Source organism: Streptomyces fildesensis, assembly GCF_016107395.1.
Lineage (GTDB): Bacteria > Actinomycetota > Actinomycetes > Streptomycetales > Streptomycetaceae > Actinacidiphila > Actinacidiphila fildesensis.
The window spans coordinates 234,582-259,124 of record NZ_JAAIKO010000002.1 but is presented as its reverse complement, the minus strand read 5'-3'; the positions used below and the strand labels follow the sequence as shown (position 1 = coordinate 259,124).

The following is a 24,543-nucleotide window of genomic DNA, read 5'->3' as shown; positions in this document are numbered from 1 at the left end:
TCATGGCGGGGGGTACTGCCCCCTGAGCCTACCTAGCTCCTGTATCTTTGGAGCACGGAGGGATTCCGCTACCCTTTGTTTCGAAGGGGGCCCCGGTAGCCCAGCGGTAGAGGCCATGGATTCAAAACCCATCCAGCGTCGGTTCGAATCCGACTCGGGGCACTTTCCCTTCAATTCCAAGGCCTTCGCGGCTTGGCGATCTTCACCAGTCGGAGTGAACAAGGCTTCGATTCGGCTTGCTGGCACAAATGCCAGGCCAAGATCGCCCGTGTGTACGACATCGAAACCAGGCATCGAGTGCTCGCCCTGGTCGCCGAAGGGCGCAGCCTCAACTCCATCAGCGGCCTGACCGGGATATCCCGCGCCACGATCCGCGATTGGCACGTCTGCGTTGAGCCGATCCAGCGGAAGGCCGAATGCTTTCGCTGCACCACATCTACCGCTCTCCGACGCCCTGCCTACACCTATCTTCTGGGCCTTTACCTCGGCGACGGATGCCTCAGCGCCCAGCCGCGCGGCGTCTTCGCCCTCCGGATCGCCTGCGCGGACTCATGGCCGGGTCTCATCGAGTCCTGCGAAGCGGCGATCCGCGCGATTCACCCGGACAACGCCGTCTGCCGCGTACGCAGGGCGGGTTGCACCATGGTGACGTCCACCAGCAAGCACTGGCCGTGCCTCTTCCCGCAGCACGCCCCGGGCAAGAAGCACGAGCGGCGCATCGTCCTCGAACCCTGGCAGCAGGAGATCGTCGACGCCCACCCGTGGGAGTTCATCCGGGGGCTCATCCACTCCGACGGGTGCCGGATCGCCAACTGGACCACCCGGATCGTCGGCGGCGAGCCGAAGCGCTACGAGTACCCGCGGTACTTCTTCACCAACAAGTCGGACGACATCCGCGCCCTGTTCAGCGACACCCTCGACAAGGTCGGCGTCGAATGGAAAGTCACCCGTCGCGGCAAGGACCCGTACAACGTTTCCGTCGCGCGCCGCGCGTCCGTCGCGTTGATGGACCTGCATGTGGGGCCCAAGTACTGAGCCCCACGGAGTGGTCCGGCTACTTCGGGGAGTCGTCCTCGCCGATGTGGTGCACGCGCACCATGTTCGTCGTGCCGGGCACGCCCGGCGGGGAGCCGGCGGTGATGACCACGACGTCGCCCTTGCGGCACTTGCCGATGCGGAGCAGCGCTTCGTCGACCTGGTCCACCATCTCGTCGGTGGTCTGGACCATGGGGCCGAGGAGGGTTTCGACGCCCCAGGTGAGGTTGAGCTGGGAGCGGGTGGCGGGTTCGGGGGTGAAGGCGAGGAGGGGGATCGGGGAGCGGTAGCGGCTGAGGCGGCGGACGGTGTCGCCTGATTGGGTGAAGGCGACGAGGTACTTGGCGCCGAGGAAGTCACCCATTTCGGCGGCGGCGCGGGCGACGGCGCCGCCCTGGGTGCGGGGCTTGTTGCGTTCGGTGAGCGGGGGGAGGCCGGAGGAGAGGATCTCTTCCTCGGAGGCGCAGATGATGCGGCCCATGACCTTGACGGTTTCGATGGGGTGTTTGCCGACGCTGGTTTCGCCGGAGAGCATGACGGCGTCGGTGCCGTCCATGATGGCGTTGGCGACGTCGGAGGCTTCGGCGCGGGTGGGGCGGGATGCGTCGATCATGGAGTCGAGCATCTGGGTGGCGACGATGACCGGTTTGGCGTTGCGCTTGGCGAGTTTGATGGCGCGCTTCTGGACCATGGGGACGGCTTCGAGGGGCATTTCGACGCCGAGGTCGCCGCGGGCGACCATGATGCCGTCGAAGGCGTCGACGATCTCTTCGAGGTTGTCGACGGCCTGCGGCTTCTCGATCTTGGCGATGACGGGGACGCGGCGTCCCTCTTCCTTCATGATGCGGTGGACGTCGATGACGTCCTGGGCACTGCGGACGAAGGAGAGGGCGATGATGTCGGCGCCGATGCGCAGGGCCCAGCGGAGGTCTTCGATGTCTTTTTCGGAGAGGGCGGGGACGGAGACCGCGACGCCGGGGAGGTTGAGTCCCTTGTTGTCGGAGACCATGCCGCCTTCGATGACGATGGTGTGGACGCGGGAGCCCTGGACTTCGGTGACTTCGAGGGTGACGCGGCCGTCGTCGACGAGGATGCGTTCGCCTTTGGTGACGTCGGCGGCGAGTCCTTTGTAGGTGGTGCCGCAGCGCTGGCGGTCGCCTTCGACGTCTTCGACGGTGATGGTGAATTCGTCGCCGCGTTCAAGGAGTACGGGGCCTTCGGTGAAGCGGCCGAGGCGGATCTTCGGGCCCTGAAGGTCGGCGAGGACGCCGACGCTGCGTCCGGTCTCTTCCGAGGCTTTGCGTACGCGGTGGTAGCGGTCCTCGTGGTCGGGGTAGGAGCCGTGGCTCAGGTTGAGGCGGGCGACGTCCATTCCGGCTTCGACGAGTGCCTTGATCTGGTCGTAGCTGTCGGTGGCGGGGCCCAGGGTGCAGACAATTTTTGCTCGGCGCATGTTTCGAGCCTATGACTTACTGACGGGTAGGCAGATGGGTGGAGGCGACTGTCCAACGTCGGCTGGATTAACGGTTGTTGACAAGTGTCGAACGTGCATGGCAGTGCTCATGTGAGCAGCGTGGCGGGTCCCGGTGGGGGCCGGGTGGAGGGCCGCCGGGTCAGCCGAGCGGGGGCGGGGTCATGGTGAAGTGTGCGGTGACGTGTGCGGAGACGTTCTGCCGTTCGGGTTCGAGGTCGAGGGACTGCGGGGCGAAGTCGGCCATGCCGGGGCCGCCGGCGGCGCGGGAGCTCATGGCGCCGAAGGCCTGTCGGGGGTAGGGGGTGGCCTGCTGGACGCCTTCGTCGGCGAGTTCGATGAGGGCGGTGAGGGTGGAGCCGAGGGCTTCGGCGTATTCGCGGGCGCGTTGGACGGCGTCGTGGACGGCTTGCCTGCGGGCTTCGCGGTAGATGGTCGACTGGGGGCGCAGCGACCACCAGGGGCCGTCGACGGAGGTGAGTTCGAGGTCGGCGAGGCGGGTGGTGAGTTCGCCGAGGGCGGTGAAGTCGGTGAGGGTGGCGCCGATGCGTACGACGCCGTGGTAGGCGCGGATCTTCTCGCCGCGGTCGCGGCCTTTTTCGCGGAGTTCCGGAGTGAGGCCGAAGGTGCCGGTTTCGATCTTCTCGACGGCTTCGCCGTAGCTCTTGATGAGGTCGAGGGCCTGGGTGTTGCGGCGGGTGAGGTCGTCGAGGGTGTGGCGGCGGTCGGCGCCGCGGGATCTGACGGTGACGGCGATGCGGGCGAGTTCGGGTTCGACCTCGAGGGTGGCTTCGCCGCGGACGCCGACGTGCGGAGCTTCGGCGGTCGGGTGGGTCCTGTCCGTTTCTGTGGCCATGTGCCCCACTGTCGCAGGCGGGGCATTCTCCGGCGGGACATCTGATGGAAATGCCTGGGGGGTGTTGCGGGGTGGTGTTCCTGCGCCAGAATCTACGCGCGTTACATCACCGGACAGACCAGGAGCCGACATGCCGCTCAACCGAAGGACCTTCCTCAACCGTTCCGCCGCCACGGGTGCGGGGGTGGCGCTCGCGGGCGCCACGGGGGCCGTTGCCGGCGCCGCGCCGGCGCAGGCGCACGACGAGGGGCGTGGGCACGGACACGGCCCGAAGACGTACTCGCTGCGGGTGCTGGGCACGACGGATCTGCACGGCCATGTCTTCAACTGGGACTACTTCACGGACAAGGAGTACGACGACAGCACCCACAACGACGTGGGTCTGGCGAAGATCTCCACGCTGGTGGAGCAGGCGCGTGCAGAGAAGGGCTGCGACCGCACCCTGTTGATCGACGCGGGCGACATCATCCAGGGCACGCAGTTGTCGTACTACTACGCGCGGGTGGACCCGATCACCGGCACCGCCGGCAAGCGCGCACCGGTGCACCCGATGGCGCTGGCGATGAACCACATGCGGTACGACGCGGCGGCGCTGGGCAACCATGAGTTCAACTACGGCATTCCGGTGCTGCGCAAATTCCAGGAGCAGTGCGACTTCCCGCTGCTGGCGGCGAACGCGGTGGACGCGAAGACGCTGAAGCCGGCGTTCCCCCCGTACACGATCAAGCGGATCAGGGTGCACGGCGGGCAGGACATCAAGGTCGGGATCCTGGGGCTGACGAATCCGGGGATCGCGATCTGGGACAAGGCCAATGTGCAGGGGAAGATGGCGTTCCCGGGTCTGGTGGAGCAGGCGAAGATCTATGTGCCGAAGCTGCGGGCGCTGGGCTGTGACGTGGTGATCTGTACGGATCACTCGGGTCTTGACGGCAGTACGTCGTACGGGGACGCGCTGCCGTATCCGGAGAACGCGTCGTCGCTGGTGGCGGAGCAGGTGCCGGGGATCGACGCGATCCTGGTGGGGCACACGCACAAGGAGGTCGCGTCGCGCACGGTCGTCAACACGGTGTCCGGCAAGAACGTGGTGCTGTCGGAGCCGCTGATGTGGGGGATGCGGCTGAGTGTCTTCGACATCGGGCTGGAGTTCTCGCGGGGCCGCTGGTCGGTGACGTCGGTGGTGGCGGAGGTCCGCAACGCGAACGCGGTGGCGGAGGACCCGCATGTGGTGAAGCTGGTGAAGGCGGAGCACGACAAGGTCGTGGCGTATGTGAACCAGGTGGTCGGTACGTGCACGGTCGCGATGGCGGCGACCGAGGCACCGTACAAGGACACGCCGATCATCGACTTCATCAACGCGGTGCAGAGCCAGACGGTGAAGGCTGCGTTGGCGGGGACGGCGTACGCGGCGCTGCCGGTGCTGTCGCAGGCGGCGTGTTTCTCGCGGACGGCGGCGATTCCGGCGGGTCAGGTGTCGTTGCGGGATGTGGCGGGTCTGTATGTGTACGAGAACACGCTGGACGCGCGGGTGCTCACGGGTGCGCAGGTGAAGGACTATCTGGAGTTCTCGGCGAAGTACTTCGTGCAGACCGCGGCGGGTGCGGTGGTGGATGTGTCGAAGCTGACGAACGCGGACAGCACTCCGGACTACAACTACGACGTGGTGGGCGGGGTGTCGTACGAGATCGACATCGCGAAGCCGGTGGGTTCGCGGATCACCAATCTGACGTTCCAGGGCGCGCCGCTGGATCCGTCGGCGAAGTTCGTGCTGGCGGTGAACAACTACCGGGCGAACGGTGGCGGCAATTTCCCGCATGTGGCGGCGACGCCGTCGGTGTGGGCGAATTCGGACGAGATCCGGAACACGATCATCGCGTGGGTGAAGGCGAACGGTTCGATCGATCCGTCCGCCTTCGGCGGTGACAGCTGGAAGCTCACCCGCGACGGAGTGCCGCTGTTCTAGTCGGCACGTTGGAGGCGGCCGTCCCGTCGAGGCCGAAGGTGGTGAACGACGTTCTGGCCGGCAGGGGGTAGGGCTCCTTGCCGGTCAGTGCGTTGAGGATGACGGCGGAGCGCCAGGCGACGAGGCCGAGGTCGGGGGCGCCGACGCCGTGGGTGTGGCGGTTGGCGTTCTGGATGTGGACGGCGCCGCTGATGGACGGGTCGAGGGCGAGCCGGTGGTCGGCGTCGATGCGGGGCCGGCCGGCGGCGTCGCGGCGCAGGTAGGGGTGGAGCGGGGCGAGCAGTTGGTCGACGGAGCGTTCGCGGTAGCCGGTGGCGAGGATGACGGCGCTGGTCTGCAGGCGGCTGCGGGTGCCTTGTTGTTCGTGTTCGAGGTGGAGTTCGATGCCGGTGCTGCCGAGGCGTCCCGCGGTGCGGACGGTGACGCCGGGGGTGAGGGTGGCGTCGGGCCAGCCGCCGTCGAGGGTGCGGCGGTAGAGCTCGTCGTGGATGGCGTTGATGGTGTCGTGGTCGATGCCTTTGTGGAGTTGCCACTGCTGGGGGACGAGCTGGTCGCGGACGGGTTCGGCGAGGCCGTGGAAGTAGCGGGTGTAGTCGGGGGTGAACTGTTCGAGGCCGAGTTTGCTGTATTCCATGGGTGCGAAGGCGGGGGTGCGGGCGATCCAGGTGAGGCGTTCGCGGCCGGCGGGGCGGGCGCGCAGCAGGTCGAGGAAGACTTCGGCGCCGGACTGTCCTGATCCGACGACGGTGATGTGGTCGGTGGCGAGGAGCCGGGCGCGCTGGTTGACGTAGTCGCTGGAGTGGATGACGGGGACGGTGGGGGCTTCGGCGAGGGGGCGCAGGGGTTCGGGGACGTAGGGGCTGGTGCCGATGCCGATGACGAGGTTGCGGGCGTGGGTGCGGCCGAGGGCTTCGGCTTCGCCGTTGCGGTCGAGGTGGGTGTGGTCGACCTCGAACAGGGCGCGGCCGGGGTTCCAGCGGACGGTGTCGACCTGTTGGCCGAAGTGGGTGGTGGTGAGGGTGTCGGCGACCCAGCGGCAGTAGGCGTCGTATTCGGCGCGGTGGATGTGGAAGCGCTCGGCGAAGTAGAAGGGGAAGAGGCGTTCGCGGGTTTTGAGGTAGGAGAGGAACGACCAGCGGCTGGTGGGGTCGGCGAGGGTGACGAGGTCGGCGAGGAACGGGACCTGGAGGGTGGCGCCGTCGATGAGCAGGCCGGGGTGCCATTGGAAGGAGGGCCGTTGGTCGTAGAAGGCGGCGGTGAGGTGGGGGATGCCGTCGGCGAGGGCGGCGAGGGAGAGGTTGAAGGGGCCGATGCCGATGCCGAGGAGGTCGAGGGGTTCTTCGGGGGTGGCGGGTTCGGTGGGTTCCGGGGTGGGGGGCGCTGTCGTCATCGGGCCGTGGTGCCTTCCGTGGTGAGGTGCAGGAGCGCTGTGAGGTCGGCGGGCCGGGTGTGCGGGTTGAGCAGGGTGGCTTTGAGCCAGAGGCGTCCGTCGGCGTGGGCGCGGCCGAGTACGGCGTGGCCTTCGTGCAGGAGGCGGCGGCGGAGGGCGGCGACGTGGGTGTCGTCGGCGTGGGTGGGGCGGAACAGGACGGTGCTGATCTCGGGGCGGCCGCGCAGGGTGAGGGCGGGGTGGGCGTCGATGAGGTCGGCGAGGTGCTGGGCCTGGTCGCAGACGGTGTCGACGAGGGCGCCGAGTCCTTCGCGGCCCAGTGCGCGGAGGGTGACGGCGATCTTGAACACGTCGGGGCGGCGGGTGGTGCGCAGGGAGCGGCCGAGGAGGTCGGGGAGGCCCGCTTCGGTGTCGTCGTCGGCGTTGAGGTAGTCGGCCTGGTGGGCGAGCGGCCGCAGGGCGGTGGTGTCGCGTACGGCGAGCAGGCCGGCGGCGATGGGCTGCCAGCCGAGTTTGTGCAGGTCGAGGGTGACGGAGTCGGCGAACGGCAGGCCGTCGAGGCGGTGTGCCGCGCGGTCGCTGAACAGCAGGGGTCCGCCGTAGGCGGCGTCGATGTGGAGTTCGGCGCCGTGGGCGGCGGTGTGGTGGGCGATCTCGGGGAGCGGGTCGATGGCGCCGGTGTCGGTGGTTCCGGCGGTCGCGACGACGAGGACGGGGCCGGGGTCGCGGAGCTCGCCGAGGGCGGTGTGGAGGGTGGCCGGATCGAGGGTGCCGGCGGGGGTGGGCAGGACGTGGGCCGGTGGCAGGCCCAGGAGCCAGATGGCGCGCTGGATGCTGTGGTGGGCGTTGGCTCCGCACACGACCCGCAGGGCCGGTCCGCCGGGGTGGCGTTCGCGGGCGAGCAGCAGGGCGAGGTGGTTGGACTCGGTGCCGCCGCTGGTGACGAGGGCGTCGGGGGCGCGGTGGCCGGGGTAGACGAGGGCGGCGAGGGCGGCGGTGGTCTCGGCTTCGAGGGCGCTGGCGGCGGGTGCCTGGTCCCAGGAGTCGAGGGACTGGTTGAGGGCGCTCGCGGCGAGGTCCGCGGCGACGGCGAGGGCCAGCGGCGGGCAGTGCAGATGGGCGACGCAGCGCGGGTGCGCGGGGTCGGCGGCTCCGGCGGCGAGGGCGTGGACGAGGGTGCGCAGCGCGTGTTCCGCGCCGGTTCCGGTGTGTGGGATGACGGGGGCGCACGCGTCGCGTACGTGCCGGGCGACGGTGTCGGGGCCGCCGGCGGGGAGGGGTCCGCCGCGGGCGGTGGCGCCGGCGGTCAGTGCGTCGAGGACGGTGTCCAGCAGGGGGCGCAGGTGGCCGGGTCCTGTGATCCCTCCGGCGAGCTGGGGTGGCATGGGGTGGCCCCTTCGCGGTCGCTGCCTGTCGGGCGGGCGGTTCCGCCCGGTGTGCTCAACGAGAGCCACCGGTCAGGGGTATTGCGGGGCCGGTGCGGAGGATCGGATTCCGGCCGTGCGGGGGGGTGGTCAGGGCGGTGTGATCGGGCAGGTCGGACGCTTCGTGGCAGGGTTTGGCGCAGGGTGCCCGCCCGGCCGGCGGGCACCCTGGTGGAACGGTCCTGGGCCGTGGCGTCGCCGTGGCCTAGCCGCGGACGGTGTCGTCGGCCGGCTCGGGGTATGTCGCCCGGATCTTCAACGCCCTTTGCAGGTCGTGGAGTTGGTCGGCGAGCTGGCGGCGCAGGGCCGGCAGCGGGTTCGCGTCGCGCAGGCATTCGCCGCCGAGCCGCAGGGTGGACATGTCGGTGGCCGTGGTGGGGAAGGCGTGCCGGCCGGCGGCGGTGGCGAGCGCGGGTCCGCGGCGGGCGGCGACGGCGGTGGCCGCCGCGAAGTAGTGCGGTACGTACCCGTGCAGCAGATGGTGCTGTTCCGGCTGCCAGAAGCCCTGGGCAGTGGCGGTGAACAGATAGACCGACAGGGAGTCGTCGCCGAACATCGAGGTCCAGGCGGCGTGTTTGGCCTGCGGGTCGGGGAGGGCGGCGCGGCAGCGGGCCGCGCCCTCCTCGCCGGAGGCGCTGGGGTCGCGGGCGAGTTCCGCGGCGATGTCCCCAGGGGTGGCGGCGCCGAGGACGGTGAGGCGGAGCAGCAGCTGCCAGCGCAGTTCGGGGTCGAGGGCGGGTCCGTCGGTGATCCGGCCGGCGGTGAGCCAGTCGCGCAGCCGTGCGGTGTCGGATCCGGTGACGGCGCAGTCGATGAGGGTGCGGGCAGCGCTGAGGTGCAGGGCGGTGTCGGCTCCGTACAGAAAGGTGCGGCAGACACCGGCGAGCAGGGTGAGGTCGGCGGTGCGGCGGGCGGGGCCGCGGTAGCGGTCGATGAGCTGGCCGCGGGTGAAGGCGAGGACGCCCTGGACGATGGCGGGGTCGGTCTCGGCGGGCAGGTGCCGCAGCACGAGCTCGAAGTAGTCGCCGGGCGGCAGTTCGCCGTCGCGTACCAGGTCGCGGGCGGCGTTCCAGACCACGGCGCGGGAGAGCGGGTCGGGCAGGCCGCTGAGGCATTCGGTGACGGTGGTCCACGACTGGTCGTCGAAGCGGATCTTGGTGTAGCTGAGGTCGCCGTCGTTGAGCAGCACCAGGTCGGGGCGGACGGGGCGGCCTTCGGGCAGCAGCGGGACGCGGGGGGCGGCGAGGTCCGCTGCGAGGCGTTCGCGCAGGACGAGCCGGCACGGGTCGGTCACGGCGCGGTCGTACAGGCCGACGCCGATGCGGTGCGGGCGGCTGCCGGTACGGGCGATGAACGGTGCGGCGGGGCCGTCGAAGTGCGGCTGGAGGGTGTCGACGCCGGTGGTGCGCAGCCACTGCGCGGCCCATTTGCGGACGTCGCGGTCGGTGGCGCCGGCGAGGGACTCGATGAAGTCGTCGAGGGTGGCGTTGCCGAAGCGGTGCCGGGCCATGTGGTCGTTGACGCCCGCGAGGAAGTCCCTGGTGCCGAGCCAGGCGACGAGCTGCCGCAGTGCGGAGGCGCCCTTCGCGTAGGAGATGCCGTCGAAGTTCAGCATCGCGGAGGCGGTGTCGGGGACGGCTTCCGGGGCGACGGGATGGGTGGAGGGGCGCTGGTCGGCGTCGTAGCCGTAGATCTTGCGGGCGATGGCGAAGTCGGTCCAGGTGCTGGTGAAGCCGGTGGCTTCGGCGAGCACCTGGTAGCCGAGGTACTCCGCGAAGGACTCGTTGAGCCAGATGTCGTCCCACCAGCGCAGGGTGACGAGGTCGCCGAACCACATGTGGGCCATTTCGTGGGCGATGACGACGGCCCGGCTCTGGCGTTCGGTGTGGGTGACGGCGGAGCGGTAGACGTATTCGTCGCGGAGGGTGACGAGGCCGGGGTTCTCCATGGCGCCCCAGTTGAGCTCCGGGACGAACGCCTGGTCGTAGGAGTCGAAGGCGTAGGGCTCGTCGAAGATCTCGTGGTAACGGTCGAAGCAGCGGCGGGTGGTGTCGAGGAGCTCGGCCGCGTTGCTCTCCAGGTGCGGTCCCAGGCTCTTGCGGGCGTGCAGGCCGAAGGGCAGTCCGGCGTGTTCGGTGCGGATGCTGTACCAGGGGCCCGCGGCGACCGCGAGGAGGTAGGTGCTGATGGGCGGTGTCTTGGCGAGCTGCCAGTGCCCTTCGCCGGCGCGGGTGCGCTGCGCTATGCCGTTGCCGAGGACGGTCCAGGCGGGCGGGGCGGTGACGGTGACGTCGAAGACGGCCTTGAGGTCGGGCTGGTCGAACGTGGCGGCGAACGCGGGGCTGTGGTCGAGGCCGAGCTGGGAGTACGTGTAGACCTCGCCGTCGGCGGGGTCGGTGAAGCGGTGCATGCCTTCGCCGGTGCGGGAGTAGTGCATGTCCGCGTCGATCCGCAGTTCGTTGTCGGCCCGCAGCCCGGTGAGCGGGAGCCGGCCGTCGTCCAGGGTGCCGGGGTCGAGCGCGTGGCCGTTGAGTGCGGCGCTGTGCAGTGCGGCGGGCCTGAGGTCGATGAAGGTGGCGGCGCCGGCTTCACGCGCGCTGAAGCGGATCACCGTGGTGGAGCGGAAGGTCGCGTCGCCGCGGGTGAGGTCCAGGTGGATCGCGTAATGGTGAACGTCGATCAGGCGGGCGCGGGTCTCGGCCTCGGCGCGAGTCAGGGCTGGCATGCCGGACATGCTGCCGTACGAGGTGGTCCAGGTCACGGCCCGGGGTGATCTGCGGCCTGCCGGGTGATCTTCCGGGGGTCGAGGTGGTCGGTGGACCAGCCGCCGGGGACGGTGCGGTACTGCTGTTCGCGGAAGCGTACGGGGGCGGCGCCGACCCGGCGGGTGAACAGCCGGCTGAAGTAGGCGGGGTCCTCGTAGCCGACGCGGCGGGCGACGGCGGCGACCGGCAGGTCGGTGGCGGCGAGGAGTTCCTTGGCGCGGCCGAGCCGGATGCCGAGCAGGTAGTCCTTGGGGCTGCAGCCGGCGCTGCGGCGGACCGCGGCGCGCAGTTCGGCCAGCGTCATGCCGTGCCGGGCGGCGTGTTCCGCGATGGTCAGCGGCAGGAACGCGTCGCGGGCGAGGGCGTCGAGCACCCGGTCGCCGTCGCCGGTGGTGTCGGCGCGGGCGCGGCGCAGGGCGACGAGGAGTTCATGGACGGCGGCGGAGCTCTCGACTTCCAGGAGCGGGTTTCCGGGGCGGGCCGCGCGGGCGATGCGGGCGATGACGGCGCGCGGTCCCGTGGTGTCGCTGAGCGGGACGATGGGCCGGTCGGGCTCGATGTAGCCGAGTTCGGTGTAGGTGGCGGCGGCCGGTCCGGTGAAGTCGACGAAGCTCTCGTCCCAGCCGCTGCCGGGGTGCGGCGCGTAGTGGTGTTCGGCGTCGGGGGTGAGCCACAGCAGGGTGGGCGCGGTGATCTCCACGGCGTCGCCGCCGCGGTGCCGGAACCAGCCGGAGCCGGCGCTGATGACGACGGCGACGTGGTGGTCGATGGTGCGCGGCCCGACGGTGGGCAGCGCTCCGTGCTGCATGCCGACGCCGAGGCATACCAGGCCGAGCCGGTGGTGGACCGGGTTCGGGGAGAAGTAGCGCATCCATGTGTGGAACATCGAGGACTGATCTTGGCTCATGGAGTGCGGTGCTGGCCAGGGGGTCGGGGCCACGCCCCCGGCCCCCTGGCGGTTTGGGGTGTTATGCAGGACCGAGGTCCGTGACGGTGAAGGTGTCGAGGGAGAACTCGGCGGTGCCGCTGTCGCCGGCCTTGCGCAGCCCCACCCAGGCGTCGCCGTCGGCGGGGGCGGTGAACTCATAGCTGTGGGTGGCGGGCGTCCGGGCGGCGGGCAGCAGCGTCCGGGACAGTTCGGTGGTTTCCGGGCGGTCGGTGGCGGTGATCCAGGCGTACTGGCCGGCTTCCTCGTTCTCGTAGCGGAACGTGACGCGGTAGCGGCGGCCGGGGGCGAAGCGGGCGGTGTGCGGGACGGTCCGGTAGATCAGCCCGTCGTTCTCGCCGCGGGACTTGAGGGACTGGGTGCCGTCGATGATGTCGTCGATCACCTTGCCGTTCCAGCCGGCCTGGGTGAACGGGGAGTGCCGCTGCGCGATGTGGGTGCGGGGGTCGGTGACGTCGCCTGCGTCGCCCTTGACGAAGGCGCCCCAGCCCTGGGGGACGTTCTCGAAGTCCTCGTGGACGAGGGCGCCGGGGCTGCGGGTGGGGAGGGCGGCGACGACACGGACGTTGTCGAAGGTGACGCGGGCCGCTCCCTCGTCGGCGCGCAGGGCGAGGGTGACCGGGCCGCCGCCTTCGGGGACGGTGAACCAGGTGAACATCCGCTGCATGCGGGAGCCGTGCTTGCGGTCGGCGGCGACGTAGTTGCCCGCGGTGGAGGTGTCGGTCCAGTTGACGGCGGTGACGCCGTCGGCGGTACGGACCTCCAGGGCCGCCCTGCGCCGCTCCCCCGCGGTGGCGCCGACCTCGACCTGGACGGAGGCCGCGTAGCTGCCGGGCCGCAGCCGCGTCAGGCGCTGGCCGACGAAGGCGGCGGGGCCGGCGCCGATGACGAGTTCGTAGTCGCCGATGGGGTTGCGGACGACGGTCGCCGGCCCGTTGACGTGCCAGTCGTCGAGCCGGCCGGAGTGGAAGCCGGGGTCGTGGATCACGGTGCCCTCGCCCCAGCCGGGGGCGGCCTGGCGGGGCGCCCGGTCGCGGTACACGACGTAGGGCTGTCCGGCCTCGGCGGGCACGGTGACGGAGCCGGACCGGACCGGCAGGTCGCCTTCGAAGCGGCGGCCCTGGTCGGTGAGGCGGTAGAGGCTGACGGTGCGGGCCGCCGCCCAGCCGGCCGGCAGCCGCCAGGTGGAGGCGCCGCCCGCCGGGTTGTAGTGGTAGAGCTTCGGCGGGTTTTTGGCCTGCCGCGGCTCCCAGGGCAGCAGGTAGCTGCCGCCGCGGTAGACGGTGCGGCCGTCGGTGGTGATGGTCTTCGTGCCGTCGGCGTCGGTCACCGAGGTGGCGGTGGGTCCGGAGAAGGTGATCTCGTGGTCGGTCCAGGTGCTGATCGGGTACGCCTGGAGGTACTTGGCGGGCAGGTTCTCCGTCCAGACGGTGCGGTAGAAGGCGTTCCAGTCGGTCTTGCCGACCCAGCCCTCGAAGGTGCCGAGCTTGGCGGTGCCCAGCAGCGGCCACTTGTCGGCGAAGACGTCCTTCTGATGGTGCCGCACCATGCGGATGAGCTGCGAGTTGATGCCGCGCGAGGTGTCGCCGCCGTAGTCGGTCTCGTTCGCCCAGTGCGACCACAGGGAGGAGCGCTCCAGGCCGTGGCCCCATTCGCTGGTGACGTTCCAGCCCTGGGCGCGCAGATGGCGCTGGAGCCGGTCGGAGGTCCAGCCCGACTCGCGGAACACGTCGAGGTAGATCGTGTTGAGCGCCGGGTGGGTCTCGTCGCGCAGCTGCTGGAAGCGGGCGGCGATGTCGCCGCTGATCAGGTCGCGGCGGGCGTTGATCCGATAGGACTGGTCGAGCCAGTCCCACTGCTGGTCGGTCTTGTCGACGAGCTGGTCGGAGAAGGCGTTGGCCACCGGGTAGGACTCGGTGGCGTTGACGTGGACGGCGAAGTCGCTGTTCCAGCGGGCGCCGCGGGCGACGAGGGTGTTGAGGTCGGCGAGGCCGCCCGCACGCCGGTTGTAGTTGCCGCCGTAGTCGGGGTGCGCGGAGTCGTGGCCCTCGGACTGGTAGCCCTTGAGGAGGGTGAACTGCCGCAGCCCGTCGGTGGCCAGGGAGATCCGCTTGACGTTGTCGAGGGTGGCCAGGAACGGGTTGGTGGCCTGGCTGGCGAAGTTGAACGGGATGTGCGGGACGACCCGCAGGTGCTGGGTGTCGGCGCCGAGCGGGGTGACGGCGATGTCCCGCAGTGCGATCGCCGCGTCCTGCCAGTCGGCCTTCCCGTCGCCGTTGCGGTCCCGGGTGACGATGACCTTGGCGTACGGCAGCGGCTCGGTGTCGGTGGTGGCGGCGCCGGCGGCCCGGTACGTCCACTGGCCGGGCGCCAGCCCGGATTCGATCCAGCCGTCGCCGGCCAGGGTCTGCCGCCAGAAGCGGCCGTTCTCCCAGGTGGTGCCCTGCGCGCCGACCGGCTTGTCGTAGACGGTGTTGCTCTCGATCGCGGCGCCGAGCGCGTCGGTGGCGACGACCGCGTACGCGCAGCCGGTGGCCGCCGCCTCGGCGGGTGTGGTGGCGGTGACGCGGACCAGGGTGTCGCCGCTGGTGGCCTTGTCGAGCTGCAGCTTCGCGGCGAGCAGGGTGGCCCCCGGCTGGTCGCTGCGCACGCTCAGCAGCCGCAGTCCGGGGATCTGCAGGGTGCCCACGCGCAGGCTGTCGGTGTCGGCGATGGCGGTGACACGGAATTCGGCGGTCCAGCCGTCGACGGCGATCTGCGCTTCGATGCGCGTCCCGCCGTCGAAAGTGAGGGTGTACGCGATGCGGTGGGCGCGGACCGCGCTGGTGACCTGCGGGGTGTGGACGGCGCCGTCGATGAGGACGGTGCTCGCGGGGGCGGGCGCGCCGTGGATGACGGCGCCGGTGCCGCGGTCGGTGTAGGAGGCGATGCCGGGGAAGGCGGTGTGGACGCGGACGTCCAGCTGCGCCGAGCGGATCACCGCTCGGCCCGCGGCGGCCGTCGCGGCGGCGGCGCTGCCCTGTCCGGGGACGAGCGCCGCGGCCAGTCCGGCGGCTGCGGTGGAGAGCACCACCGCGCGGCGGCTGGGACCGGCTTCCATGCTGGTGTCGGGGGCGGACATCGCACTCCTCACTACGGCATAACTACGGCATCGCCACGGCATGGCGGTGCTGCTGGACGCACCGCCGGTTGCCGTGGGCGGCACAGCCGGTGACCACCGGCTGTACAGCTGCTTCACAGGTCGATCGCCCTACACCTTGCGTCGCGGGGACCCGGCGCGCCCATGGACAAAGGTGGGCCGCTGTTGGACTCATGGGTCGGGCCGGAATCGACTGCCCGCGCATCCGCCGGGTGCACGCTTCCGGCCGGGTCCGCGCGGCCGGCGGGTTCACGCGTCGAGTGACAGCGTCGCCAGGATCTGCCAGCCGCCCTCGGGGGCCGGGCCCGCGGTGAGTTCGCCGCCCAGCGCCTCGGCACGCTCCTGGAGCCCGACCAGGCCGTAGCCGCCGCCGAACGCCTGCGCGGAGAGGCGGGCGGCGCCGGTGCCGTCGTCGGTGATGCGCAGTTCGAGCCCCGCGGGCACGGAGCGCAGGCCGATGCGGACGGCGGTGGCGTCGGCGGCGTGCTTGCGGATGTTGGTGAGCGCCTCGCGGACGATGCGGTGCACTCCGGCGGCGACGTCCGAGGGGATCCGTTCGTCCAGACCCCGCTCCACGTACAGCACGACGGGCGGCCCGACCTCGGAGAAGGCCTCGGCCAGCTCCCTGACCTGGACGATGCCGGCGACCGGCGTGGTCTCGGCGGCGCCTTCGCGCAGCACCCGCACCAGCCGCCGCATCGCCGCGAGCGCCTCGCCCGAGGAGTTCTCGATACGGGCGAAGGTGGCGTCCGCCTGCTCGCCCGACACCCCCGTGTAGCGGGCGGCGCGCGCCTGGACGGCGATGCCGGTGACGTGGTGCGCGACGAGGTCGTGCAGTTCGCGGGCGAGTTCCAGGCGCTCGGCTGAGCGGACGGCGGCGAGGTCGTTGACGCGCTGGCCGGCCTGCTGGCGCTGGATGAGGGAGTACGCGGTGACGAGGACGGTCAGCACCCCGTACAGGACGGTGAAGGCGCCGGGGCTGACGTCCCGCATGGGGGCGGTGACGCAGGCGACGCCCAGCATCGGTCCGAGGATCGCCGCCGTGCGGGCGGGGCAGCGCTGCACCACGGCGGCGAGCAGCACGAGCAGGGCGATGCCCTCGCCCAGGCCCCAGGTGACCTCCGGGTGCTCCCCCGCCATGAGGATGATCGAGGCGGTCCAGGAGACGGCGACGGCCACGCAGGCCCGGGGGACGAGCGGGACGCGGGTGTAGGGCACGACGCACAGGCAGACGATGATGCCCGCGGCCCAGACGATCGCGTGCGGGCGGCTCGGCTGCTGGGCGAGGACCACGCCCTCGAAGCTGACCAGGAACAGCAGCACCGCGCAGAGCGTGATCTTGGCCGCGACGGCCAGCCCCGGGTGCCGGACCGCCCACCCGGGCAGATTGTTCACGCGGGCCCGCCTCCCGGCCCGGCGGCCAGCCCGCTCTCCCACGCCCAGGCCGCGATCTCGACCCGGTTGCGGGCCTCGAGCTTGATCTGCACATGGCCCAGGTGGGTCTTGACGGTGGAGAGGGACACGAACAGCTCGGAGGCGATCTCCGCGTTCGTCATACCGCGGGCCAGGCACCGCACGACGTCCTGCTCGCGTTCGGTGAGCGGCTCGGCGGGCTGCCGTACGGGACCGGCCCCCGGCGAGCCGGCGGCCGGTGCCATGTCGCGCAGCAGCCGCACGGTGATGGCGGGCGAGATCAGCGAGTCGCCGACCGCGGCGGCCCGCACCGCCTCGACGAGCATGGCGGGGCTGGAGTCCTTGAGCAGGAAGCCGCAGGCGCCGTTGCGCAGCGCGGTGTGCACGTATTCGTCCAGGTCGAAGGTGGTGACGATGACGACGCGGGGCGGCCGGACCACCTCGGGGGCGCACAGCAGCCGGGTCACTTCCAGGCCGTCGAGTCCCGGCATCCGGATGTCGAGGAGGCAGACGTCGGGGTGCAGCCGGCGGGCGGCGTCGAGGGCGGCCTCACCGTCGACGACATCGGCGACGACGTCGATGTCCGGCTCGCTGTCCAGGATCATCCGGAAACCGGTCCTGACCATCTCCTGGTCATCGGCGATGACCACGCTGATCGTCATGCGTTCCCTTCGGGCCGGTCCCGGGTTCCCGTGTTCCTCCATGGGACCGGGGGTCCTCGGCCCCCGCAACCGCAGAGCGGGCACACCGTACGGTCCCGCGATCTTTGTGCCCCCGCACGGAGGCACCACCAGTGGTTTCCGCGTCTCCCCCGGTGCGGACGCGTAATCTCGAAAGGCCACCGGTCCGCACGGTGGCCGGCGGGGGGAGATGGCTGTGACCGAGATCGAGCACGGGTTCCCGCACCTGGCCACGATCCAGAGCTCGCTCACCGCGCTGTACCGGCGGCTGTCCGCCGACACGGTCGAGCAGTACCCGGCGAGCGTGCGCCCGGAGTCGGTGGAGTTCCCGCCGGACGAGGACCCGTATCTGGGGGCGCAGCGCGTGGCGCGTGTGATGCTGCAGCACTTCCGGCTGCCGGACGCCCGGATGGTGGTGGGGTTCCGCGACATGGTGCACGCGGGCAGTGTCGAACTGGCGGCGGGCCCCGAGTACTTCGTCGAGCTGCACTCCCGCTTCAAGACGGACCGCCGCGATGTGGGCGCGGCGCTGGCGCACGAGGTCATGCACGTCTACCTGCACCGGCTCGGTCTGGAACTGCCCGGCACCCGCGACAACGAGATCCTGACCGACACCGCGACGGCGTTCCTCGGGGCGGGCTGGCTGCTGCTGGACTCGTACCGGGAGGAGCCGGCGATCCGGGAGGACCGGCTGATGATGTCCGCGTACAAGCTGGGCTATCTGACGCCGGAGGAGTACGGCTATGTGCTCGCGAAGCGGGCGCTGGTCTTCGGCGACGACATCGAGCCGTGGTTCAGCAGCCCGCTGGCGCGTGACGCCTACCGGGCCGGGCTGGTCCTCGCCGAGCAGGAGCGGCGGCAGCCGCCGCTGCTCGCCGCCGGCTGGACGGCCCGGCGGCGCTACGCCAGGGACCGGCGCGCGGGCACCGCGCAGCCCGCGGCACCGCTGGGCGGCTACTCCTTCGAGGCGACGAACCCGCCGCGGGTCTCCTTCCCCTGCCCCACCTGCCATCAGCGGATCCGGGTCCCGGTGCGCGGCCGCGTCACCGCCCGCTGCACGCTCTGCCGGACGGTGCTGGAGTGCGACACCTGAGATCGGCCGGCGGGTCCGGAAAAGGTGCGCGGCGCCTGCCCCCGTGGTCGGGGTGGGCAGGCGCCGCGTCATGTTCCGCACTTCGTTGTGCGGGACAGCTCGGGGTGGTGCGGATCAGACGGAGACCGGGCGGTCCGTAGGGCGGACCGGGGACGGCAGGGTGCTGGCGCCGGTCAGGAAGCGGTCCACCGCGCTGGCGGCCGAGCGGCCCTCGGCGATGGCCCACACGATGAGCGACTGGCCGCGGCCCGCGTCACCGGCGACGAACACGCCGCCGACGTTGGTCGCGTAGTCCTGGTCGCGGGCGATGTTGCCGCGCGCGTCCAGTTCCAGGCCGAGCTGGTCGATCAGGCCGTTCTTCTGGTCGGTGCCGGTGAAGCCCATGGCCAGCGTGACGAGCTGGGCCGGGATGGAGCGCTCGGTGCCCGGCTGCGGCACGAACTTCCCGTCCTGGAACACCACCTCGACCAGGTGCAGCGACTGGACGTTGCCGTCCTCGTCGCCCTCGAACTTCACGGTGTTGACGGCGTAGACGCGCTCGCCGCCCTCCTCGTGCGCCGAGGTGACCTTGTACGTCATCGGCATCGTCGGCCAGGGCTGGTTCTCCGGGCGGTCGTCGGACGGCCGCGGCATGATCTCCAGCTGGGTGACCGAGGCCGCGCCCTGGCGGTGGGCGGTGCCGACGCAGTCGGCACCGGTGTCGCCGCCGCCGATGACGACCACGTGCTTGCCCTCGGCGGTGATCGGCGGAGCGACGAAGTCGCCCTCCTGCACCTTGTTGGCGAGCGGCAGGTACTCCATCGCCTGGTGGATGCCGCCGAGCTCACGGCCGGGCACCGGCAGATCGCGGGCCTGGGTGGCGCCGGCGGCGATGACGACGGCGTCATAACGCTTCTTGAGCTTGTCGCCCAGCAGGTCGGTGCCGATCTGGACACCGGTGCGGAACTTGGTGCCCTCGGCGCGCATCTGCTCGATACGGCGGTTGATGTGCCGCTTTTCCATCTTGAACTCGGGGATGCCGTAGCGCAGCAGGCCGCCGATGCGGTCGGCGCGCTCGTACACCGCGACCGTGTGGCCGGCGCGGGTCAGCTGCTGGGCGGCGGCCAGACCGGCCGGGCCCGAGCCGATGACGGCGACGGTCTTGCCGGACAGCCGCTCCGGCGGCTGCGGCGTCACGTCACCGCTGTCCCAGGCCTTGTCGATGATGGTGACTTCGACATTCTTGATGGTGACGGCGTCCTGGTTGATGCCCAGCACACAGGCGGACTCGCAGGGCGCGGGGCACAGCCGCCCGGTGAACTCCGGGAAGTTGTTGGTCGCGTGCAGCCGCTCGCTGGCCGCGGTCCAGTCCTCGCGGTAGGCGTAGTCGTTCCACTCGGGGATGAGGTTTCCGAGCGGACAGCCGTTATGGCAGAACGGGATACCGCAGTCCATGCAGCGGCCGGCCTGCTTGCTGATGATCGGCAACAGCCCGCCGGGGATGTAGACCTCGTTCCAGTCCTGCTTGCGCTCCTCGACGGGACGCCGGTCGCACAGCTGGCGGGGCGTGGTGAGGAAGCCCTTGGGGTCAGCCATTAGCCGCCTCCATCATCTTCGCGGTGGTCTCGGACTCGGAGAGTCCGGCCTGCTCGGCGGCGTTCTTGGCGGCGAGCACTGCCTTGTAGTCCCTCGGCATGACCTTGCCGAAGCGGGTGAGGGTGGTTCCCCAGTCGCCGAGCAGCTTCTCGGCGACGGTGGAGCCGGTCTCCTCCTGGTGGCGGCGCACGACATCGTGCAGCCACGTGATGTCCTCGGCGTCGAGCGCCTCGACATTGACCATGCCGGTGTTGACGTTGTCCGGGTCGAGGTCCAGGACGTACGCGATACCGCCGGACATGCCGGCCGCGAAGTTGCGGCCCGTCTCGCCCAGGACGACGGCCCGGCCGCCGGTCATGTACTCGCAGCCGTGGTCGCCCACGCCCTCCGAGACGACGGTGGCACCGGAGTTGCGGACGCAGAACCGTTCGCCGGTCCGGCCGCGCAGGAACAGCTCGCCGCCGGTCGCACCGTACGCGATGGTGTTGCCCGCGATGGTGGAGAACTCGGCGAGGTGGTCGGCACCGCGGTCCGGGCGGACGATGACGCGGCCACCGGACAGGCCCTTGCCGACGTAGTCGTTGGCGTCGCCCTCCAGGCGGAGCGTGATGCCCCGGGGGAGGAAGGCGCCGAACGACTGGCCGGCGGAGCCGGTCAGGGTGACGTCGATGGTGTCCTCGGGCAGGCCCGCGCCACCGTACTTCTTCGTCACCTCGTGGCCGAGCATGGTGCCGACCGTGCGGTTGACGTTGCGGATCGGGAGCTGGATACGGACCGGGGCGCCGGTGGCCAGCGCCTCCTCGGCGAGCTGGATCAGCGTGTTGTCGAGCGCCTTCTCCAGACCGTGGTCCTGCACCGTTACCTGGTGCCGGACCGCGCCGTCGGGCAGCTCCGGCACGTACAGCAGCGGGGCCAGGTCCAGGCCCTGCGCCTTCCAGTGGTCGACGGCGCGGCCGGCGTCGATGAGCTCGGCGTGGCCGACGGCCTCCTCGATGGTGCGGAAGCCCAGCTCGGCGAGGATCTCGCGGACCTCTTCGGCGATGAACTCGAAGAAGTTGACGATGTACTCGGCCTTGCCGCTGAAGCGCTCGCGCAGCACCGGGTTCTGGGTGGCGACGCCGACCGGGCAGGTGTCCAGGTGGCAGACGCGCATCATGATGCAGCCCGAGACGACCAGCGGTGCGGTCGCGAAGCCGAACTCCTCGGCGCCCAGCAGGGCGGCGATGACGACGTCACGGCCGGTCTTGAGCTGGCCGTCGGTCTGCACGACGATACGGTCGCGCAACCCGTTGAGCAGCAGCGTCTGCTGGGTCTCGGCCAGGCCGAGCTCCCAGGGGCCGCCCGCGTGCTTGAGCGAGGTGAGCGGCGAGGCGCCCGTTCCGCCGTCGTGGCCGGAGATCAGGACGACGTCCGCGTGTGCCTTGGAGACACCGGCGGCGACGGTGCCGACGCCGACCTCGGAGACCAGCTTGACGTGAATGCGCGCCTTGGGGTTGGCGTTCTTCAGGTCGTGGATCAGCTGGGCGAGGTCCTCGATCGAGTAGATGTCGTGGTGCGGCGGCGGCGAGATCAGGCCGACGCCGGGCGTGCTGTGCCGGGTCTTGGCGACCCAGGGGTAGACCTTGTGGCCGGGCAGCTGGCCGCCCTCGCCGGGCTTGGCGCCCTGCGCCATCTTGATCTGGATGTCGTCGGAGTTCACCAGGTATTCGCTGGTCACGCCGAAGCGGCCGGAGGCGACCTGCTTGATGGCGCTGCGCCGGGCCGGGTCGTAGAGCCGCTCGGCGTCCTCGCCGCCCTCACCGGTGTTGGACTTGCCGCCCAGCTGGTTCATTGCGATGGCGAGGGTCTCGTGCGCCTCCATGGAGATGGAGCCGTACGACATGGCGCCGGTGGAGAAGCGCCGGACGATCGAGGAGACCGGCTCGACCTCGTCGATGGAGATCGGGGTACGGCCCTCCTTGAAGTTGAACAGCCCGCGCAGCGTCATCAAACGCTCCGACTGCTCGTCGACGCGGCTGGTGTACTGCTTGAAGATGTCGTAGCGGCGGGTGCGCGTGGAATGCTGCAGCCGGAAGACCGTGTCCGGGTCGAACAGGTGCGGCTCGCCCTCGCGGCGCCACTGGTACTCGCCGCCGATGTCGAGGCGGCGGTGCGCGGCGGCGATGCCGGAGACCGGGTAGGCCTTGGCGTGCCGGGCGGCGACCTCCTGGGCGACCACGTCGAGGCCGGAGCCGCCGAGCTTGGTGTCGGTGCCGTGGAAGTAGGTGTCCACGAACTCGGTGTCCAGGCCGATGGCCTCGAAGACCTGAGCGCCGCGGTAGGAGGCGACGGTGGAGATGCCCATCTTGGACATGACCTTCAGGACGCCCTTGCCGAGCGCCTTGATGAGGTTGCGGATCGCGTCCTCGGCCTCGATGCCCTGCAGGAAGGTGTCCGCGCGCGCCAGGTCCTCGACGGACTCCATGGCCAGGTACGGGTTGACGGCCGCGGCACCGTAGCCGATGAGCAGCGCGACGTGGTGCACCTCGCGCACATCGCCCGCCTCGACGATCAGGCCGACCTGGGTGCGCTGCTTGGTACGGATCAGGTGGTGGTGGACGGCCGAGGTGAGCAGCAGCGACGGGATCGGCGCGTGCTCGGCGTCGGAGTGCCGGTCGGACAGCACGATGAGGCGCGCGCCGTCCTCCATCGCGGTGTCGACCTCGGCGCAGATCTCGCTGAGGCGCGCCGCGAGGGACGCGCCGCCGCCCGCGACCCGGTACAGGCCGGACAGGGTCGCGGCGCCGAGGCCGGGCAGGTCGCCGTCGGCGTTGATGTGGATGAGCTTGGCCAGCTCGTCGTTGTCTATCACCGGGAAGGGCAGCACGACGTTGCGACAGGAGGCCGGTGACGGCTCCAGCAGGTTGCCGCCGGGGCCGACCGTGGAGATCAGCGAGGTGACGAGCTCCTCGCGGATGGCGTCCAGCGGCGGGTTGGTGACCTGCGCGAAGAGCTGGGTGAAGTAGTCGAAGAGCAGCCGGGGGCGGTCGGACAGCGCCGCGATCGGCGAGTCGGTGCCCATGGAGCCGAGCGGCTCGCCGCCGGTCTTGGCCATCGGGGCGAGGATGACGCGCAGCTCTTCCTCGGTGTAGCCGAAGGTCTGCTGGCGGCGGGTGACCGAGGCGTGGGTGTGCACGATGTGCTCACGCTCGGGCAGGTCCTCCAGGGCGATCAGCCCGGCGTCGAGCCACTCCGCGTACGGGTGCTCGGCGGCCAGCGCCGTCTTGATCTCGTCGTCCTCGATGATGCGGTGCTCGGCGGTGTCGACGAGGAACATCTTGCCGGGCTGCAGCCGTCCCTTGCGGACGATCTTGCCGGGCTCGATGTCCAGGACGCCGGACTCCGAGGCGAGCACGACGAGGCCGTCGTCGGTCACCCAGTAGCGGCCGGGGCGCAGACCGTTGCGGTCCAGGACCGCGCCGACCTGGGTGCCGTCGGTGAAGGTGACACAGGCCGGCCCGTCCCAGGGCTCCATGATCGTGGAGTGGTACTGGTAGAACGCGCGGCGGGCGGGCTCCATCGAGGCGTGGTTCTCCCATGCCTCGGGGATCATCATCAGCACGCTGTGCGGCAGCGAGCGGCCGCCGAGGTGCAGCAGTTCCAGCACCTCGTCGAAGGACGCGGTGTCCGAGGCGCCCGGGGTGCAGACCGGGAAGACCCGCTCCAGGCTGCCGTCGAACAGGTCGCTGTCGAGCTGCGACTCGCGGGCCCGCATCCAGTTGCGGTTGCCCTTGACGGTGTTGATCTCACCGTTGTGCGCCACGAACCGGTACGGGTGGGCCAGCGGCCAGCTCGGGAAGGTGTTGGTGGAGAAGCGGGAGTGCACCAGGGCGATCGCGGTGGCGGTCCGCCGGTCCGACAGGTCCGGGAAGAACGGCTCCAGCTGCCCGGTGGTGAGCATGCCCTTGTAGATGATCGTGCGCGCGGACAGCGACGGGAAGTAGACGTCGGCCTCGCGCTCGGCGCGCTTGCGCAGCACGAAGGCGGGCCGGTCCAGCGCCAGGCCGGACCTGGTGCCCGAGGCGTCGGCGACGAAGAGCTGGGCGAAGTGCGGCATCGTCGAGCGGGCCGTGGCACCCAGCAGCTGCGGCGCGACGGGGACCTCGCGCCAGCCGAGGACGCTGAGGCCCTCTTCGACGGCGATCCTCTCGATCGCGTCGACGGCCTTGGTGCGGTCCTCGGTGTCGACGGGCAGGAATCCGATGCCTACGGCGTAGTGGCCGGCCCCGGGGAGGGCGAACCCGGCGGCTTCGCGCAGAAACGCGTCCGGGACCTGGAGGAGGATGCCCGCGCCGTCACCCGAGTCGGGTTCGGAACCGGTGGCACCGCGGTGCTCCAGATTGCGCAGAACGGTCAGTGCCTGCTCGACCAGCGCGTGGCTGGCCTCGCCCGTCAGGGTGGCCACGAAGCCGACGCCACAGGCGTCGTGCTCGTTGCGGGGGTCGTACATTCCCTGCGGGGCGGGTCGCCCGTCCATGAACGCGGAACGCATCGGCTCTCCCGTCGTCGTCATTGGCATATATGCAGTGCCTGTCATAGGCATGCGCAATAGGGACGACGTTGGCCCTCTGCGATTTCGTGCAGGTTACATGATGACCGAGTGTTCGAGAAGCGGATACTCAGTTCCATCATGTGGACAAGGTGCGGTGTATGCAGGGAGTACGCAGTACCTACGGACCATGTCGTTACAGAGTTGCCCGGGGCGGATCCCGCCCGGCGCCACGGTCTGATGCCCGGTGGCGCGGTACCTGAAACGA

14 protein-coding genes and 1 tRNA gene are annotated in these 24,543 nt (G+C 70.7%); 4 read left to right on the top strand and 11 right to left on the bottom strand.

Annotation, left to right across the window (positions count from 1 at the left end):
- The first annotated feature begins 89 nt into the window (after positions 1-89).
- Positions 90-162: transfer RNA gene (locus tag C6N31_RS04925), tRNA-Leu, on the top strand.
- A 108-nt stretch (positions 163-270) separates the two neighbouring features.
- Positions 271-1,035 (top strand): helix-turn-helix domain-containing protein, encoded by a 765-nt coding sequence (locus C6N31_RS04920; protein ID WP_198357167.1) that lies wholly within the window; start codon positions 271-273, stop codon positions 1,033-1,035.
- 19 nt (positions 1,036-1,054) lie between these two features.
- Here C6N31_RS04920 and pyk read toward each other — a convergent pair whose 3' ends face one another.
- Both pyk and C6N31_RS04910 read right to left on the bottom strand, forming a co-directional pair.
- Positions 1,055-2,488, bottom strand: a complete 1,434-nt coding sequence (gene pyk, locus C6N31_RS04915; protein ID WP_138359075.1) for a pyruvate kinase — start codon at positions 2,486-2,488, stop codon at positions 1,055-1,057.
- A gap of 160 nt (positions 2,489-2,648) precedes the next feature.
- The gene (locus tag C6N31_RS04910; protein WP_138359077.1) at positions 2,649-3,362 is read right to left on the bottom strand and encodes an SIMPL domain-containing protein; all 714 of its coding nucleotides are present in this window, start codon (positions 3,360-3,362) and stop codon (positions 2,649-2,651) included.
- 130 nt (positions 3,363-3,492) lie between these two features.
- Between C6N31_RS04910 and C6N31_RS04905 the strand changes: the two genes are divergently transcribed.
- The gene (locus tag C6N31_RS04905; RefSeq protein ID WP_138359079.1) at positions 3,493-5,322 is read left to right on the top strand and encodes a bifunctional metallophosphatase/5'-nucleotidase; all 1,830 of its coding nucleotides are present in this window, start codon (positions 3,493-3,495) and stop codon (positions 5,320-5,322) included.
- Here the strand turns inward: C6N31_RS04905 and C6N31_RS04900 are convergent.
- The 7 genes from C6N31_RS04900 to C6N31_RS04870 all read right to left on the bottom strand — a co-directional run bounded on the left by C6N31_RS04900 (position 5,294) and on the right by C6N31_RS04870 (position 17,061).
- Entirely contained in the window at positions 5,294-6,712 is a 1,419-nt protein-coding gene (locus C6N31_RS04900) for a lysine N(6)-hydroxylase/L-ornithine N(5)-oxygenase family protein (protein WP_138359081.1), read from the bottom strand. The two genes, C6N31_RS04905 and C6N31_RS04900, sit on opposite strands and share 29 nt — an antisense overlap.
- On the bottom strand, positions 6,709-8,097 hold the full coding sequence (locus C6N31_RS04895; RefSeq protein ID WP_198357166.1) for a pyridoxal phosphate-dependent decarboxylase family protein: 1,389 nt from the start codon (positions 8,095-8,097) through the stop codon (positions 6,709-6,711). The genes C6N31_RS04900 and C6N31_RS04895 overlap by 4 nt, the downstream gene beginning before the upstream one ends.
- A gap of 244 nt (positions 8,098-8,341) precedes the next feature.
- A complete protein-coding gene (pepN, locus tag C6N31_RS04890; RefSeq protein ID WP_187144831.1) occupies positions 8,342-10,861 on the bottom strand; it encodes an aminopeptidase N in 2,520 nt (839 codons plus the stop codon).
- Positions 10,862-10,893: 32 nt separating this feature from the next.
- The gene (locus C6N31_RS04885; protein WP_138358684.1) at positions 10,894-11,787 is read right to left on the bottom strand and encodes a helix-turn-helix domain-containing protein; all 894 of its coding nucleotides are present in this window, start codon (positions 11,785-11,787) and stop codon (positions 10,894-10,896) included.
- An 82-nt stretch (positions 11,788-11,869) separates the two neighbouring features.
- Positions 11,870-14,968: an endo-alpha-N-acetylgalactosaminidase family protein gene (locus C6N31_RS04880; protein WP_138358663.1), complete on the bottom strand. Its 3,099-nt coding sequence runs from the start codon at positions 14,966-14,968 to the stop codon at positions 11,870-11,872.
- A gap of 267 nt (positions 14,969-15,235) precedes the next feature.
- On the bottom strand, positions 15,236-16,381 hold the full coding sequence (locus C6N31_RS04875) for a sensor histidine kinase (RefSeq protein ID WP_307811231.1): 1,146 nt from the start codon (positions 16,379-16,381) through the stop codon (positions 15,236-15,238).
- Positions 16,378-17,061 carry a response regulator gene (locus tag C6N31_RS04870; RefSeq protein WP_138358665.1) on the bottom strand — a complete coding sequence of 228 codons (684 nt, stop codon included), beginning with the start codon at positions 17,059-17,061 and terminating at the stop codon, positions 16,378-16,380. Before C6N31_RS04870 ends, C6N31_RS04875 begins: the two co-directional genes overlap by 4 nt.
- A gap of 214 nt (positions 17,062-17,275) precedes the next feature.
- Between C6N31_RS04870 and C6N31_RS04865 the strand changes: the two genes are divergently transcribed.
- The gene (locus C6N31_RS04865) at positions 17,276-18,172 is read left to right on the top strand and encodes a hypothetical protein (protein ID WP_381587666.1); all 897 of its coding nucleotides are present in this window, start codon (positions 17,276-17,278) and stop codon (positions 18,170-18,172) included.
- 114 nt (positions 18,173-18,286) lie between these two features.
- Here the strand turns inward: C6N31_RS04865 and C6N31_RS04860 are convergent, their stop codons facing one another.
- Positions 18,287-19,747, bottom strand: a complete 1,461-nt coding sequence (locus C6N31_RS04860; RefSeq protein ID WP_138358668.1) for a glutamate synthase subunit beta — start codon at positions 19,745-19,747, stop codon at positions 18,287-18,289.
- The gene (gltB, locus tag C6N31_RS04855; protein ID WP_138358669.1) at positions 19,740-24,278 is read right to left on the bottom strand and encodes a glutamate synthase large subunit; all 4,539 of its coding nucleotides are present in this window, start codon (positions 24,276-24,278) and stop codon (positions 19,740-19,742) included. The genes C6N31_RS04860 and gltB overlap by 8 nt, the downstream gene beginning before the upstream one ends.
- Positions 24,279-24,543: the final 265 nt, after the last annotated feature.

Bases quoted from the DNA above. Each gene is read 5' to 3' on its own strand.
- pyk (WP_138359075.1), bottom strand. From the start codon at position 2,488: ATGCGCCGAGCAAAAATTGTCTGCACCCTGGGCCCCGCCACCGACAGC.
- C6N31_RS04910 (WP_138359077.1), bottom strand. From the start codon at position 3,362: ATGGCCACAGAAACGGACAGGACCCACCCGACCGCCGAAGCTCCGCAC.
- C6N31_RS04905 (WP_138359079.1), top strand. From the start codon at position 3,493: ATGCCGCTCAACCGAAGGACCTTCCTCAACCGTTCCGCCGCCACGGGT.
- C6N31_RS04900 (WP_138359081.1), bottom strand. From the start codon at position 6,712: ATGACGACAGCGCCCCCCACCCCGGAACCCACCGAACCCGCCACCCCC.
- C6N31_RS04895 (WP_198357166.1), bottom strand. From the start codon at position 8,097: ATGCCACCCCAGCTCGCCGGAGGGATCACAGGACCCGGCCACCTGCGC.
- pepN (WP_187144831.1), bottom strand. From the start codon at position 10,861: ATGCCAGCCCTGACTCGCGCCGAGGCCGAGACCCGCGCCCGCCTGATC.
- C6N31_RS04885 (WP_138358684.1), bottom strand. From the start codon at position 11,787: ATGTTCCACACATGGATGCGCTACTTCTCCCCGAACCCGGTCCACCAC.
- C6N31_RS04880 (WP_138358663.1), bottom strand. From the start codon at position 14,968: ATGTCCGCCCCCGACACCAGCATGGAAGCCGGTCCCAGCCGCCGCGCG.
- C6N31_RS04870 (WP_138358665.1), bottom strand. From the start codon at position 17,061: ATGACGATCAGCGTGGTCATCGCCGATGACCAGGAGATGGTCAGGACC.
- C6N31_RS04860 (WP_138358668.1), bottom strand. From the start codon at position 19,747: ATGGCTGACCCCAAGGGCTTCCTCACCACGCCCCGCCAGCTGTGCGAC.
- gltB (WP_138358669.1), bottom strand. From the start codon at position 24,278: ATGCGTTCCGCGTTCATGGACGGGCGACCCGCCCCGCAGGGAATGTAC.